General features: G+C 41.5%; 22 protein-coding genes. 4 read left to right on the top strand and 18 right to left on the bottom strand.

Annotation, left to right across the window (positions count from 1 at the left end; all coding sequences use genetic code 11):
* Positions 1 to 619: 619 nt before the first annotated feature.
* The 18 genes from rplQ to C7Y70_RS20210 form a co-directional block, all read right to left on the bottom strand.
* On the bottom strand, positions 620 to 1,021 hold the full coding sequence (gene rplQ / locus C7Y70_RS20295) for a 50S ribosomal protein L17 (RefSeq protein ID WP_058562136.1): 402 nt from the start codon (positions 1,019 to 1,021) through the stop codon (positions 620 to 622).
* Positions 1,022 to 1,060: 39 nt separating this feature from the next.
* Positions 1,061 to 2,047, bottom strand: coding sequence for a DNA-directed RNA polymerase subunit alpha (gene rpoA, locus C7Y70_RS20290; protein ID WP_087532485.1), 987 nt, complete (start codon positions 2,045 to 2,047; stop codon positions 1,061 to 1,063).
* A gap of 24 nt (positions 2,048 to 2,071) precedes the next feature.
* Positions 2,072 to 2,692 (bottom strand): 30S ribosomal protein S4, encoded by a 621-nt coding sequence (gene rpsD, locus C7Y70_RS20285; protein ID WP_087532486.1) that lies wholly within the window; start codon positions 2,690 to 2,692, stop codon positions 2,072 to 2,074.
* A 21-nt stretch (positions 2,693 to 2,713) separates the two neighbouring features.
* Positions 2,714 to 3,100, bottom strand: coding sequence for a 30S ribosomal protein S11 (rpsK, locus tag C7Y70_RS20280; protein ID WP_002959471.1), 387 nt, complete (start codon positions 3,098 to 3,100; stop codon positions 2,714 to 2,716).
* 12 nt (positions 3,101 to 3,112) lie between these two features.
* The gene (gene rpsM, locus C7Y70_RS20275; RefSeq protein ID WP_058562133.1) at positions 3,113 to 3,469 is read right to left on the bottom strand and encodes a 30S ribosomal protein S13; all 357 of its coding nucleotides are present in this window, start codon (positions 3,467 to 3,469) and stop codon (positions 3,113 to 3,115) included.
* 125 nt (positions 3,470 to 3,594) lie between these two features.
* Complete coding sequence (gene rpmJ, locus C7Y70_RS20270; RefSeq protein WP_002959476.1) at positions 3,595 to 3,708, bottom strand: 50S ribosomal protein L36; 114 nt, start codon at positions 3,706 to 3,708, stop codon at positions 3,595 to 3,597.
* A gap of 22 nt (positions 3,709 to 3,730) precedes the next feature.
* Complete coding sequence (gene secY, locus C7Y70_RS20265) at positions 3,731 to 5,059, bottom strand: preprotein translocase subunit SecY (protein ID WP_058562132.1); 1,329 nt, start codon at positions 5,057 to 5,059, stop codon at positions 3,731 to 3,733.
* Positions 5,060 to 5,069: 10 nt separating this feature from the next.
* Positions 5,070 to 5,504 (bottom strand): 50S ribosomal protein L15, encoded by a 435-nt coding sequence (gene rplO / locus C7Y70_RS20260; RefSeq protein ID WP_099297852.1) that lies wholly within the window; start codon positions 5,502 to 5,504, stop codon positions 5,070 to 5,072.
* 5 nt (positions 5,505 to 5,509) lie between these two features.
* A complete protein-coding gene (rpmD, locus tag C7Y70_RS20255) occupies positions 5,510 to 5,692 on the bottom strand; it encodes a 50S ribosomal protein L30 (RefSeq protein ID WP_004589203.1) in 183 nt (60 codons plus the stop codon).
* Positions 5,693 to 5,695: 3 nt separating this feature from the next.
* Positions 5,696 to 6,202: a 30S ribosomal protein S5 gene (gene rpsE / locus C7Y70_RS20250; protein WP_008115387.1), complete on the bottom strand. Its 507-nt coding sequence runs from the start codon at positions 6,200 to 6,202 to the stop codon at positions 5,696 to 5,698.
* A gap of 9 nt (positions 6,203 to 6,211) precedes the next feature.
* On the bottom strand, positions 6,212 to 6,562 hold the full coding sequence (gene rplR, locus C7Y70_RS20245) for a 50S ribosomal protein L18 (protein WP_058562131.1): 351 nt from the start codon (positions 6,560 to 6,562) through the stop codon (positions 6,212 to 6,214).
* 9 nt (positions 6,563 to 6,571) lie between these two features.
* Positions 6,572 to 7,105 carry a 50S ribosomal protein L6 gene (rplF, locus tag C7Y70_RS20240; protein WP_099297854.1) on the bottom strand — a complete coding sequence of 178 codons (534 nt, stop codon included), beginning with the start codon at positions 7,103 to 7,105 and terminating at the stop codon, positions 6,572 to 6,574.
* Positions 7,106 to 7,118: 13 nt separating this feature from the next.
* Positions 7,119 to 7,511, bottom strand: a complete 393-nt coding sequence (gene rpsH, locus C7Y70_RS20235) for a 30S ribosomal protein S8 (protein WP_135476811.1) — start codon at positions 7,509 to 7,511, stop codon at positions 7,119 to 7,121.
* A gap of 21 nt (positions 7,512 to 7,532) precedes the next feature.
* Positions 7,533 to 7,838 (bottom strand): 30S ribosomal protein S14, encoded by a 306-nt coding sequence (gene rpsN, locus C7Y70_RS20230; protein WP_016710196.1) that lies wholly within the window; start codon positions 7,836 to 7,838, stop codon positions 7,533 to 7,535.
* 10 nt (positions 7,839 to 7,848) lie between these two features.
* Entirely contained in the window at positions 7,849 to 8,388 is a 540-nt protein-coding gene (rplE, locus tag C7Y70_RS20225; protein ID WP_058562127.1) for a 50S ribosomal protein L5, read from the bottom strand.
* A 16-nt stretch (positions 8,389 to 8,404) separates the two neighbouring features.
* Positions 8,405 to 8,719: a 50S ribosomal protein L24 gene (rplX, locus tag C7Y70_RS20220; RefSeq protein ID WP_087532491.1), complete on the bottom strand. Its 315-nt coding sequence runs from the start codon at positions 8,717 to 8,719 to the stop codon at positions 8,405 to 8,407.
* Between the two features lie 10 nt (positions 8,720 to 8,729).
* Positions 8,730 to 9,098: a 50S ribosomal protein L14 gene (rplN, locus tag C7Y70_RS20215; protein ID WP_008115397.1), complete on the bottom strand. Its 369-nt coding sequence runs from the start codon at positions 9,096 to 9,098 to the stop codon at positions 8,730 to 8,732.
* Positions 9,099 to 9,375: 277 nt separating this feature from the next.
* Positions 9,376 to 11,313: an AsmA family protein gene (locus C7Y70_RS20210; RefSeq protein ID WP_135476809.1), complete on the bottom strand. Its 1,938-nt coding sequence runs from the start codon at positions 11,311 to 11,313 to the stop codon at positions 9,376 to 9,378.
* A gap of 235 nt (positions 11,314 to 11,548) precedes the next feature.
* Between C7Y70_RS20210 and C7Y70_RS20205 the strand changes: the two genes are divergently transcribed.
* The 4 genes from C7Y70_RS20205 to C7Y70_RS20190 all read left to right on the top strand — a co-directional run bounded on the left by C7Y70_RS20205 (position 11,549) and on the right by C7Y70_RS20190 (position 14,455).
* Positions 11,549 to 11,968 (top strand): hypothetical protein, encoded by a 420-nt coding sequence (locus tag C7Y70_RS20205; protein WP_135476813.1) that lies wholly within the window; start codon positions 11,549 to 11,551, stop codon positions 11,966 to 11,968.
* A gap of 8 nt (positions 11,969 to 11,976) precedes the next feature.
* A complete protein-coding gene (locus tag C7Y70_RS20200; RefSeq protein WP_135476807.1) occupies positions 11,977 to 12,177 on the top strand; it encodes a helix-turn-helix transcriptional regulator in 201 nt (66 codons plus the stop codon).
* Between the two features lie 144 nt (positions 12,178 to 12,321).
* Positions 12,322 to 13,485: a hypothetical protein gene (locus tag C7Y70_RS20195; RefSeq protein ID WP_135476805.1), complete on the top strand. Its 1,164-nt coding sequence runs from the start codon at positions 12,322 to 12,324 to the stop codon at positions 13,483 to 13,485.
* A gap of 292 nt (positions 13,486 to 13,777) precedes the next feature.
* Complete coding sequence (locus tag C7Y70_RS20190) at positions 13,778 to 14,455, top strand: TorF family putative porin (RefSeq protein ID WP_135476803.1); 678 nt, start codon at positions 13,778 to 13,780, stop codon at positions 14,453 to 14,455.
* Positions 14,456 to 14,531: the final 76 nt, after the last annotated feature.

The following is a 14,531-nucleotide window of genomic DNA, read 5'->3' as shown; positions in this document are numbered from 1 at the left end:
TTTTTTTGCCTCACTACCGAAATAGCTTGGCTGTTAGAACTCAATCTGTACGAGTGCCCACACAGATGATTGCTTTATATTGTTAAAGAACGTTGCGATTAAAGCTAAACTTTATCTCGCTAGGGCTGCGCATGTTACGCTTTCCTATTTTTTTGTCAACACTTAATTTTAAAACTTTTAAAAAATCTAAACTCAAGTTTTACTCGACTTACTGATTAGCTGCTTGCCTCGCTAAGCGTTGCCTGCTCTGCCGTCTCAGTGGGGTGGCATTATAGGGAGATCCAAAAACAGATCAACCCTTTTTTGAAGAAAACTTAAATAAACTAGCTATTCGCTGAGTATTTGAACGAAACGTATAAAAACAGCACTAATCTTAGGCAATAAAGTCTATTTGCAGTGCTTTAAATACAAGAATAAATGGATAAACCTTATAGCATGATCTTTATGGAGCAAGATCATTAGTTGGATCGTATATATAAGTAAATGCTACGTGGTTAAATAAGTGTGTGAATGAAGACACGTAAAGAACAAATGGTGAATATAGGTGGAGTAGATTAGAAATATAATTATAGGCATTAAAAAGCCGAGCATAAGCTCGGCTTTTTGGTGTCTTTAAGACTTACTCAGCAGACTGCGCGTCTTCTTGAACTTCTTCGGTTGCAGATGTGCGACCTACTAGTTCAATATAAGCCATTGGTGCATTATCACCAGCACGGAAGCCACACTTAAGAATACGAGTGTAACCACCTGGACGATCCGCATTACGAGGACCGATTTCGCTGAACAATTTACCAACTACTTCATTATCACGCGTGCGAGCAAACGCTAAACGGCGATTTGCTACACTGTCAGTCTTAGCCAGTGTGATTAAAGGTTCAATTACACGGCGTAACTCTTTCGCTTTAGGCAATGTAGTTTTGATGATTTCGTGTTTCACCAAAGAACCTGCCATATTGCTGAACATCGCTTTACGATGGCTGCTGTTACGGTTTAATTGACGACCACTCTTACGATGGCGCATGACCCTATCCTTCTAACTAAACTAATATAGTGATTTAGATTATTCAGCTAGGCTTGCAGGCGGCCAATTTTCTAGGCGCATACCTAGAGAAAGACCACGTGAAGCTAGCACGTCTTTAATTTCAGTTAGAGACTTCTTACCTAAGTTAGGCGTTTTAAGAAGCTCTACTTCTGTGCGCTGAACTAAATCACCGATATATTGAATTTGCTCGGCTTTCAAACAGTTTGCAGAACGTACTGTTAGTTCAAGATCATCAACTGGACGAAGTAGAATAGGATCGAATTCAGGCTTCTCTTCTTTCTCTTCTGGTTCAGTTACATCACGTAAATCTACGAATGCATCTAATTGTTCAGCTAAGATAGTAGACGCACGGCGGATCGCTTCTTCAGGATCTAAAGTGCCGTTTGTTTCCATATCAATGATTAACTTGTCTAAGTCTGTACGTTGTTCAACACGTGCTGATTCAACCGAGTACGCAATACGTTCAACTGGGCTAAATGATGCATCAAGCAACAATCTACCAATTGGACGCTCATCGTCATCAGAGGATAAACGGCTAGACGCCGGCACATAACCACGACCGCGCTCAACACGAATACGCATGCTGATATCGCTGCTATCTGTCGTTAAATGACAAATAACGTGATCTGGGTTAGCAATTGTTACATCGCCATCGTGCTGAATATCTGCCGCAGTCACAGGGCCTACACCAGACTTAGTCAGGGTCAGAAAAACTTCATCTTTGCCTTCTAAAGTTACTGCTAGACCTTTAAGATTTAACAGAATTTCAATGATGTCTTCTTGTACGCCTTCTTTCGCGCTGTATTCATGCAACACACCGTCGATTTCAACTTCGGTTACTGCACATCCAGGCATAGACGAAAGAAGTATACGGCGTAAGGCATTACCCAACGTGTGGCCAAAGCCACGTTCTAATGGTTCTAAAACAACTTTAGAACGTGTCGGGTTGATAGCGTCGATATCGACTAACCTTGGTTTTAGAAATTCTGTAACAGAACCCTGCATTTTATCCTCTCTTAACTCTTAACTTTACTTAGAGTAAAGTTCGACGATTAGTTGTTCATTAATGTCCGCAGACAGGTCTGAACGCTCAGGTAGGCGTTTGAAATTACCTTCCATTTTCTTACCGTCAACTTCAACCCAAGTCGGCTTTTCACGTTGCTCGGCTAGTTCTAGAGCAGCGATGATACGCGCTTGTGTCTTAGACTTTTCACGAATAACTACTACATCTTCTGGAGTAATTACGAATGAAGGAATGTTCACAACACGACCATTAACTAAAACCGCTTTGTGGCTTACTAACTGACGTGCTTCAGCACGTGTGCTTGCAAAACCCATGCGGTATACAACATTGTCTAAACGTTGCTCTAAAAGCTGTAACAAGTTTTCACCTGTATTGCCTTTAAGGCGAGCAGCTTCTTTGTAGTAGTTACTGAATTGCTTTTCAAGTACACCGTACATACGACGAACTTTTTGCTTTTCACGTAATTGTAAACCGTAATCAGATAAGCGACCTTTACGAGCGCCGTGCTGACCAGGTGCAGTCTCAAGTTTACACTTAGAGTCGATAGCTCTTACGCCGCTCTTAAGGAACAGGTCAGTACCTTCACGACGACTCAGCTTGAGCTTAGGGCCCAAATATCTTGCCATGTTATTTCTCCTAACCTATTGTTAAACGCGACGTTTCTTCGGTGGACGACAACCATTGTGTGGTATTGGCGTCACGTCAGTGATGTTGGTGATACGGTAACCAGCAGCATTCAAAGCACGTACAGCAGATTCACGACCTGGACCTGGACCTTTGATGAAAACTTCTAGATTTTTTAAACCGTATTCTTGAGCCGCAGTACCTGCACGCTCTGCAGCAACCTGAGCAGCGAATGGTGTAGATTTACGTGAACCACGGAAACCTGAACCACCGGCAGTTGCCCATGATAGTGCATTACCTTGACGGTCGGTAATTGTAACAATAGTGTTGTTGAAAGAAGCATGAACATGAGCCATACCATCAGCAACTTGCTTTTTAACCTTTTTACGACGAATTGGTGTCTTAGCCATAATACTATCCCCTTATCGCTTAATAGGCTTACGAGGACCCTTACGGGTACGCGCGTTAGTCTTAGTTCTTTGACCACGTAGTGGTAAAGAGCGACGGTGACGTAGGCCACGGAAACAACCAAGGTCCATAAGGCGCTTGATATTCAAAGTAACTTCACGACGAAGGTCACCTTCTACAGTGTACTTGCCAACTTCTTCACGAAGTACGTCAAGTGTTTCGTCTGAAAGTTCACCGATTTTTGTGGTCTCGGCGATACCAGTCGCTACTAAGATAGCCTTAGAGCGAGTCTTACCTATGCCATAAATAGCTGTTAAACCAATAACTGCATGTTTATGATCAGGGACGTTAATGCCAGCGATACGGGCCACTAACACATCTCCTATATTTGAATTTGGTTATCATCTGTTTGAAGAGCCCGTAAGGATACTCAAACGAAGACCAAATCACAATTAAAAACACAGGCCAAGAAATCTCAGCCTGCACGACTTATTAATTAGCCTTGCCTTTGCTTATGCTTAGGCTCACTGCAAATTACACGTACAACACCGGCACGTTTAATAACTTTACAGTTACGGCATATTTTCTTAACGGAAGCACGTACTTTCATTGCTCAACTCCGTAAACTGACCCTATCGACCGTAGCCTTTAAGGTTCGCTTTTTTCAGCACAGAATCATATTGATGTGACATCATATGAGTTTGTACTTGTGCCATAAAGTCCATGATCACAACAACGATAATCAAGATTGATGTACCGCCGAAGTAGAATGGCGTTTGCCATGCCATGGTCATGAATTCGGGCACCAGACAGATAAAGGTTATATACAAAGCACCTGCCAATGTCAGGCGTGTCATCACTTTATCAATGTATTTCGATGTCTGCTCACCTGGACGAATACCTGGGATAAATGCGCCAGATTTTTTCAGGTTATCTGCTGTTTCACGCGGGTTAAACACCAACGCTGTGTAGAAAAAGCAGAAGAAGATAATAGCCGCAGCTAAAACTAATGCATACAAAGGCTGACCTGGAGTCAACGTTGTAGCAATGGCTTGTAGCACATCAGCGACAGGACCTTCACCCTGGCCGAACCAGCTGGCAATAGTACCAGGGAACAGAATAATACTGCTAGCAAAGATTGGTGGAATAACACCCGCCATGTTAACTTTTAGTGGTAAATGCGTGCTTTGAGCAGCAAATACTTGACGACCTTGTTGGCGCTTTGCGTAGTTAACAACGATACGTCGTTGACCACGTTCAAAGAATACAACAAGATAAGTTACAGCGAATACGATTACAGCAACCATCAACAGTACTAAAACATTCAGATCACCTTGGCGCGCCATTTCGGCTGTCGAACCAATAGCAGACGGCAAGTTTGCTACAATACCAACAAATATTAGAACTGAAATACCGTTACCGATACCGCGCTCTGTTATTTGTTCACCCAACCACATAAGGAACATAGTACCAGTAACTAAACTCACCACTGCGGTGAAATAGAAACCCATACCAGGGTTAACAACTAACCCGTTCATCATGCCTGGTAAGCTTGTGGCAATACCAATTGATTGGATAGTAGCAAGCAAAAGCGTGCCATAGCGTGTGTACTGGCTAATTTTCTTACGCCCTTGTTCACCTTCTTTCTTAAGCTCTATAAACGGAGGATACATATGCGTTAATAGTTGCGTAATAATCGAAGCTGTAATGTAAGGCATAATACCCAGTGCTAACACTGAAGCTCGCTCAAGTGCACCACCGCTGAACATGTTAAACATTTCAACAATGGTGCCCTTTTGTTGCTCGAAGAAATCGGCAAGTACAGCGGCGTCAATCCCAGGGATCGGCACAAATGAACCTAGACGGTAAATAATGATAGCGCCTAATACGAATAGTAATCGACGTTTCAATTCCGAAAGTCCACCTTGTGCACTTTGCATATCTTGACCTGGTTTAGCCATTAGTACTTCCTTAGTCTTCTACCTTGCCTCCGGCAGCTTCGATAGCCTCGCGAGCACCTTTAGAAGCCTTAAGGCCTTTAACGGTAACTGCGCGTGAAACTTCGCCAGATTTAACAACTTTAACGAACTGAACGTTCTTTTTAACTAGACCAGCTGCTTGTAACGTACCTAGGTCTACCACATCGCCTTCAACTTTAGCGATTTCAAAAAGGTTAATCTCTGCAGATACTAACGATTTGCGAGAAGTGAAACCAAATTTAGGTAGACGACGTTGCATAGGCATTTGACCGCCTTCAAAACCAACGCGTACTTTACCGCCAGAACGTGATTTTTGACCTTTGTGACCACGGCCACCAGTCTTACCAAGACCAGAACCGATACCACGACCAACACGTTTACCAGCAGACTTAGATCCTGCAGCAGGAGAAAGTGTATTCAAATGCATTCGAATTACCCCTCAACCTTAACCATGTATGAAACTCGGTTAATCATACCACGTACACATGCTGTGTCTTCTAACTCAACAGTGTGATTGATACGACGTAAACCAAGACCGCGTAATGTAGCTTTATGTTTCGGTAAACGACCGATAGAGCTCTTTACTTGTGTTACTTTTACAGTTTTATTAGCCATGGTTTACCCCAGAATCTCGTCTACTCGAAGACCACGTTTTGCAGCGATCGACTGAGGAGAATTCATATTCTCAAGAGCTGAGATCGTTGCACGTACAACGTTGATCGGGTTAGTAGAACCGTAACATTTAGAAAGTACGTTCTGCACACCAGTCACTTCAAGTACTGCACGCATAGCACCACCTGCAATGATACCAGTACCTTCAGATGCTGGTTTCATGAACACTTGTGAGCCAGCATGACGCCCTTTAACAGGGTGCTGTAATGTGTTGCCATTTAGGTCTACATTGATCATGTTACGACGTGCTTTTTCCATTGCTTTTTGAATAGCAGCTGGAACTTCACGTGCTTTACCATAACCGAAACCTACTTTACCTGCGCCGTCACCAACTACTGTTAGTGCAGTGAAGCTAAAGATACGACCACCTTTAACTACTTTAGACACACGGTTTACCGCGATTAGCTTTTCAGCTAAATCAGGCTGTTGTTGCTTTGCTTCTACGTTAGCCATTGTCTACTCCTAGAATTGCAAACCGGCTTCACGCGCAGCATCTGCTAGCGCCTTCACACGGCCGTGATATTTAAAGCCACTGCGATCAAAAGCAATCTTTTCGATGCCTTTGTCAGCCGCACGTTCTGCAACCGCTTTACCAACTGCTTGTGCAGCTGCAACGTTGCCTGTGCCTTTAACTGTTTCGCTAATAGCTTTCTCAACAGTAGAAGCAGCAGCCAGTACACTACCCTCAGCATTAACTACTTGAGCGTAAATGTGACGTGGCGTGCGGTGGATAACAAGACGCGTTGTGCCTTGTTCAATATAATTTCTACGAGTGCGTTTAGCACGACGTAGACGAGCTGTTTTTTTATCCATCGTCTTACCTTACTTCTTCTTAGCCTCTTTACGGCGTACATTCTCATCTGCGTAACGAACACCTTTACCTTTGTAAGGCTCAGGTTTACGGTATGCACGAATGTTAGCAGCTGTTTGACCAACTAACTGCTTATCTACGCCCTTAACTAGAACTTCTGTTTGGCTTGGAGTTTCAATCGTAATTCCTTCAGGAACTGCGAAATTAACTGGGTGCGAGAAACCAAGAGTTAAGTCTAAAACTTTACCCTTTGCTGCTGCACGGTAACCAACGCCTACTAACTGAAGTTTCTTCTCGTAACCTGTATGCGTACCAACAACCATGTTGTTGATAAGAGCGCGAGCAGTACCTGCTTGTGCCCATGCATTGGCTACGCCTTCACGAGGTAAAGTTGTAACAACGTTATCGTTAACTTGTACTTCAACAGCGTTGTTGATAGTACGAGTTAATTCACCGTTTTTGCCTTTAACTGTGATTTCCTGGCCTTTTAATGTAACTTCTACACCGGCAGGAACATTTATTGGTGCCTTTGCTATGCGAGACATAGTTCCCCTCCGATTAAGCTACAAAACCAATGATTTCACCACCAACACCAGCACTACGTGCTGCGCGGTCTGTCATTAGGCCTTTAGAAGTTGATACGATAGCGATGCCTAGACCACCCATTACCTTAGGTAATTCGTCACGTCTCTTATAGATACGTAGACCAGGGCGGCTAACACGCTGGATGTTTTCAATAACAGCTTTGCCTTCGAAGTATTTCAACTCGATAGAAAGCTCAGGTTTAACTTCGCCGTTTACTGCGAAATCAGTGATGTAACCTTCGTCTTTTAATACTTTAGCTACCGCTACTTTCAGCTTTGAAGTTGGCATCACAACTGATACTTTCTTCGCTGATTGACCGTTACGGATACGTGTGAACAAATCCGCGATAGGATCTTGCAAGCTCATAGTCTTACTCCCGTGATTCTATTACCAGCTAGCCTTTTTAAGGCCAGGAATTTCACCGCGCATAGCTGCTTCGCGAACTTTAATACGGCTCATGCCGAATTTGCGAAGGTAACCATGTGGGCGGCCCGTAATGTTACAACGATTACGTTGACGTGCAGGGCTAGAATCACGTGGTAAAGCTTGTAGCTTAAGTACCGCGTCCCAACGATCATCATCTGATGTTTTCACATCGCTGATGATAGCTTTTAGTGCTGCGCGCTTTTCAGCGTACTGAGCAACTAATTTTGTGCGCTTTGCTTCGCGCGCTTTCATAGAATTCTTTGCCATAACCCTACCCTTATTTCTTGAATGGGAAGTTAAACGCTTCTAACAACGCACGGCCTTCCTCATCTGTTTTCGCAGATGTAGTGATTGTGATATCCATACCGCGTACACGGTCTACTTTATCATAATCAATTTCTGGGAAGATGATTTGTTCACGTACGCCCATGCTGTAGTTACCACGTCCATCGAAAGACTTAGCACTTACACCACGGAAGTCACGGATACGTGGGATAGCGATTGAAACCAAACGCTCAAAAAAGTCCCACATACGCTCGCCGCGTAAGGTTACTTTACAGCCAATTGGGTAGCCTTCACGCACTTTAAAGCCAGCAACAGATTTGCGTGCTTTAGTGATTAAAGGTTTCTGACCAGAGATAGCTTCTAGATCCGCAACAGCGTTATCTAAAATTTTCTTGTCAGCTAGGGCTTCGCCCACGCCCATATTTAATGTGATCTTTTCGATCTGAGGGACTTGCATGACAGAGCTGAAACCGAACTTCTCTTGAAGATCAGCAACTACTTTGTCTTTATATACTTCATGCAGTTTCGCCATCATTCTACTCCAACTATTAGATAGTTTTACCAGTAGATTTAAAGATACGTAATTTCTTACCATCTTCAATCTTGAAACCTACACGATCTGCTTTACTCGTTTCCGAGTTGAAGATCGCAACGTTTGATACGTCGATAGACGCTTCTTTTTCAACAATGCCGCCAGCTTGGTTCAATTGTGGAACCGGCTTTTGGTGTTTCTTGATTAAGTTTATGCCTTCGACAAATACTCGACCAGACTCGGTAACAACTGAAAGCACTTTGCCGCGCTTACCTTTGTCTTTACCTGCTAGAACGATTACTTCGTCATCACGACGGATTTTTGCTGCCATGATTGACTCCTTACAGTACTTCTGGGGCTAGTGAAACGATTTTCATGAACTTTTCATTACGAAGCTCGCGAGTCACAGGGCCGAAAATACGTGTACCAATTGGCTGCAAGTTATCATTTAAGATAACAGCCGCATTGCTGTCAAAACGGATCAAAGAACCGTCTGGACGACGAACGCCTTTCTTAGTACGCACAACTACCGCGTTTTTAACATCACCTTTCTTCACTTTACCGCGAGGAATCGCTTCTTTAACAGAAACTTTAATGATGTCACCAATCGCTGCATAACGACGGTGCGAACCGCCTAAGACTTTAATACACTGCACTTTGCGAGCGCCGCTGTTATCAGCAACTTCCAGCTGAGTTTGCATTTGGATCATGTTAATGACCTCCGGTGTAGTTATTACAACTTGCCTTAAATCGTTTAAAATCAAGACATTTAGATTAAATACCCACCAAAAAACAACCAAGTTGTCTCTTAAGGGCGGGCAATTGTATCAGCATTGAGGGGGTAGTGGTAGGTTATTTTTTAATTAATTTAGAATTACTGCACTCATTATTTTGCTACTTGGTTATATTTAGCTATTTTACAACTGTTTATAAAATAATCAGGGCATAAATATACCCTGATTAATTTATCATCGAATAAAATCGGCGTTAATTGCCAAACAAACCTTTTAATTTATCTTTAATTTTATCCTTTGCCTTTTCTTTTACTTCATCTTTAGCTGCTTTACCAATATCTAAACTAATACCAACATCATGAAATGGTCCTTTGATACGTACAGGGATTTTAAAGCCGGTGCTATCATCTGTTGTACCTTGCCCTTCCAGCGAATCAACAATACCCGTTACTAAGCGATAGTTCACCGTTGTCATTGGTAAATCAACGTCACCTTCCCCTGTAATTCTTATTAATGGGCTTAACATTGATAAGTCAGTGTTTGTGCCAACACCATTGGAGAAATTAAAGCTGCCTGTTAGTGCGGAAAAATCTGTTTGCTCTGAATCATCAAACCCTGTGTCTAGGCCCTCTGACACTGCTGCGAAATTCCCTTTTATTAGCTCTTTCCCTTTTCGTACCATTTCAGCAATGTTTGCACCTTTCACTGCACCATCTGCAAATTCAAAGGCAAGCGTTCCTTGTAATGCATTGATGAAGCTCTTTTGACTATTACCACTCGTTGATAAATCCCAATTCAATGATCCTTTACCCATTAGCTTATCAAACCCAGCGGCATCGGTTAGTAGCGGTTTTGCATCGATTGCATCTAAAGCGAAGTTGGTGGCAATTGTATAAGGGGTTTGTTTTGCATTTATCGTCACCTTACCTTTACCATTACCTTCATACGCTGCAAATTTATCAAGGCTGAGGTTAGCCACTGCATCTTTTAGATTGACTGTAAATTGGTTAGCGCCTAGTGTTATGTCATTCGCTTTAAGCCCACTTGACCGAATAACAATATTTGCATCAAGTGCATTTAAGCCACTCATATCAATTTTTGTATCGTCCCAAACGATTGGCTGAGCTGGCTCCCCTTCTGCTTGCTGTGGCGTTTGCTTTTTCGCTACTGCTTGGGGTAAATAAGGGTTTAAATCAAGCATTCCTAAATCTATGTTCGCTTTGACTTCTAAACGCTGACCGAGGCTAATATTACTTCGCCCTTTAATTTGTAATTTATCTAAAGTAGCGAGTAACTCTGTAATATTAAAGTTATCATCTTTGAGAGTCATTGCTCCTTTTACATTGAAAGCGTTGAATGCATCTTCTTTTGCATTCAGTTCAACTCCCTGCCATTTTGCAATATCTTTAACAGAGTCGCCGCTAAGCGCTAGTTGCCCTTTAATATCTTTACCTTGCTTCGCTATTAAACCTTTAAAGTCCACATCCAATAAACGTGATGAAAGGTTTTGCGATACATTAAAGGCGCTTCCTTCAATTGCTTGTGCTGGCGTATCTACCTTTACGTCTAACTTAAAGCGCTCCTGCATATACGTAATTGCACCTTTCACCTCAAGCTCTTCACGCAGTGAAGGGAGTAAGATAGCTAGCTCAAGCTCGTTTATTTGATATTTAGTACTTGTTTGACCGTCCAAATAAGTAAAAGACCCGCCATAAATAGCCACTTCACCCAGTTCAATATCAAAATTTTCTGGTAGCTTTACAGCTTTACTACTCTCGGTTGCTTCGGGCTGCTTTGCTACTGCATCAAAAAGCTGCCAGTTTGCTTTACCGTTTTTATCTGTTTCTAACAAAATATCTGGTTCGTTAATGACAAACTTTTCAAGTTTAAATTCGCCGCCAAATAATGAGAACCACGGAATATGAATCGCTAGCTGTTGCATGCTCGCCATATCTTGGCGAGAGCCGGTTTGCATGTTAGCAAAATGCACGTCATTTAATTCAAGCTTTAATGAAGGAAAAACCGATAATGTCTTATCGCCTTTAATCGTTAATGTACGCCCAGTGGTTTGCTCGACTTGGTCTGATACTTTATTAAAAATTGCATCAGTAGGAATTAAAAATGGTGCAATGACTATTAGCGCAATCAGCAATAATAGTATTACTCCTATAACTTTAAAGGTGGTTTTCATGATGGTCCTTTCAAATGTGCAAGTAATGTTCTTATGATAGCGGGAGTTGCTATTAAAATCATTGAATCAATATAGAAAAACTTTCAGCGGATACTTTACTTAATTAAATATGAATAAACACTGAAACAAATTGATACCTTTAGGTTACAAATAAATATTGACCCGCTGATACCCTTAGGTTACATTGATACCTACAGGTTACAAAAAGTATATCAAACTCTCAGACAGGATTAACATTATGAATCAGAATATCAAAGCTGAAGAAAGATTTATGGGTCAAAATGCATGGTTTTCGATCTTCATGGGAGTGACGTTGCTAATTATCAGCATTTACCCCATGTTAGATAAAACATCTGCGCCCTTGTTAATATTAGGTGTAAGTGCTTTTTTAGGGTCATTCTTTATGTTTGTAATTAGAGGCGGCTTCACACGAAAAATGAAATACCACCTCACTTATAAAGATGAGTACTTGAACACAATAGACACTATCGCTTATAAGCATGTTGTATTAGCCTTACTCTTCAGTATGGGTGCCGTTTATTTGAGCTCTGATAGCTTCGCATTACATATATCACACAGTATGATGGCTACCTTTTATCTAGCAATTATGTGCTTGGTTTATGGTATTTCAATTTTATGGCAGAATCGTGATTAGGTGTCGTCGTGCAAAATAACATAGCCGAATTTCGTAAAAACGCAGGGCTTTCGCAGCAAGAACTCGCTGATGCAATAAATGTATCTAGAAAAACCATCAGCACAGTTGAAACCGCACGGTTTACGCCTTCAGTGATCATTGCATTAAAAATTGCGCAGCACTTTGACACCTCTGTTGAGTCATTATTCTTGCTCGACGAAACTGACTAAAAATAGTGATGCAATGTTGGTATTACACAACTACCACCATTGCATACCTTGTATACTTAGGTATGATGCACGACCCTGTTGCTTTTAGTGAATATAAGCTAAAATAAGTAACTGAAAAAGCATCTAATCGGAGTATCCTCAGGCATGAAAAAACTGCTAATTTCACCTTCAAAAATGGCATTAGGCGAGCAAGAAAGCCAAATTTATCAAAATATCTTAAAACAGGCTTCTGAGATCAGTCTAAACCTGATGGCGGTAAAAATAGAAAATCATCCTGAAGACTTTTTAGGTTGGTGTTACGAATTACTAAATGCAAGTAAGGATCGTATTAACTACGACTTACTTGAAGCGAATCAATTACCAATCTTAAAAAAACTGCATGACCAACTAATTTCTGCAATTAGCTTTTTACAACTAAAAACATTACGCGTCGCACCATGGCCAGTTGTTAGTATGTTTGTAGAGCAACATAAAGAGCTCATCGCTTTAGACGAGCAATTGCGATTAACAAATTACCTTGCAAATTTACGCGAACAACCATTAAAAGAGATGATTCCAGAAGACTTACTCGCTTTTAGCGGCAAACATATGGCATCACTCGACCCGAGTACTTATAACTTTGATGTAGAATGGTTTGCCTCTACAAAAAGCGCCAAAGGTTTTCACCAGATGCTGGCTGACCTACCAGGTCTTTTTGATGATGCGCTTAGCTGTATACCCCTTGAAGGCGAAGTAAGTGAAGAGCATTATCAACAATTTGTTGTTAGCTACTTACTTGCATTCAATGGTAGTGATGAGAAACCAACACTGGCGCCTGCGACTCGCTTATTAGCAATGCGTCGTCCAGATGTTTTTACACCAATAAACAATACCCGACTTGATGCTCTGTGTGCAGCTTTAGGTATAACTAAGCTGAATAACCGTGACTTTGAACGCTACTGGCAAGATATAGTACAAACTATACATGCCATGTCGTGGTTCAAGATGGCTGCTGGCAACAATGAGCTCGAGCAACAGCTTTTATCCATAAAAGCTTTACTACCTTGCTTCTTTTATTATGCAGATAAATCAACCGCTGATAATTCAAATTATATTAAGCTATTAAATAAACCTAAACGCAGCACAACAACGTCGACTAAATCAGTACGCCGTGGTAAGGAATCAGCAGAGATATTAGTTGACCGCGCACTATCTAGTGACGAAATACCTGAGCATATTCGTGCTAAACGTGACTCTATCATTAGTGAAGTACAAAAAGGCCGTGGTGTGAACGAAACAATTAGTTTAATGCGTGCTATATTCGGCTAATATATCAAGTATCTACATAACTTCGAGCTGCATGATCCTTGTGCAGCTTTATTTATATGTGCACTATATAAGTGCACATAATTAATTCAAAGTACTTCTTAGACTCCCACTGAATAAACTTATCTATCTGTTTTATAAAAATTTAAACATAAAATTGTGCTTTATATTTTAACTTGGCATAAGCAGTGCAACTATCTTGGCAGACAACAATAAAAGGGCGTCATAATTAGCAAGACTGCAATCTTATTAATAATTATGAACCAGTAATCAACATAACGACAGGATACGAAACATGCTAAAACTAAAAAAAACAGTTGCACTGAGTGCACTTGCATTGATGGGTCTTACATCTACTGCCGCGCTTGCTGAAGTAACAGCTAATGCAGCGGCGACATCGAATTACTTGTGGCGTGGACAAGAACAAACAGGTGGTGATGCTGCTGTATCTGGTGGCATTGATTACGCAAGCAAGTCTGGATTTTATGCTGGTACTTGGGCTTCAAATGCATCATGGGCTGAAGAAATGACCTATGAGCTAGATCTCTATGCTGGCTTTGGTGGTGATATTAGTGAAACCATGAGTTATGACGTAGGTTACATTTATTATGCTTACCCAGATGCAGCTTCGGGTGCTGATGCTGATTTTTCAGAAGTCTACGGCAGTATTAGCATGGGTAGCTTTAGCTTTGGTGCCTCAGTCCTAGCAAGTTCCGCTGCAAGTGGGGATGGTACTGACTTTGGAGACTCTTTATATCTAACAGCAGACTATGGCTTTGCAGTTGGCAGTAACGGTACTGAAATGGCGTTACACCTAGGACATTATTCTGGTGATTTTATTGGTGACGACGACATTATCGATTATGGTGTTTCAATCTCTAAAGATGGTTTCACTTTCGGTCTTTCAGATACAGATATGGATGACAGTGATATTAAAGCTTACGTCGCTTACGCAGTAGACTTTAGCTTATAAAAAGAATGTGTTACTTGCTGCAACACTAAGGGCCTAAGGGCCCTTTTCTTGTTTTAGCTATCAGCTATCAGCTATC

It is taken from the genome of Pseudoalteromonas sp. KS88 (assembly GCF_004766475.1).
Lineage (GTDB): Bacteria > Pseudomonadota > Gammaproteobacteria > Enterobacterales > Alteromonadaceae > Pseudoalteromonas.
This window is presented reverse-complemented; position numbering and strand designations above follow the sequence as displayed.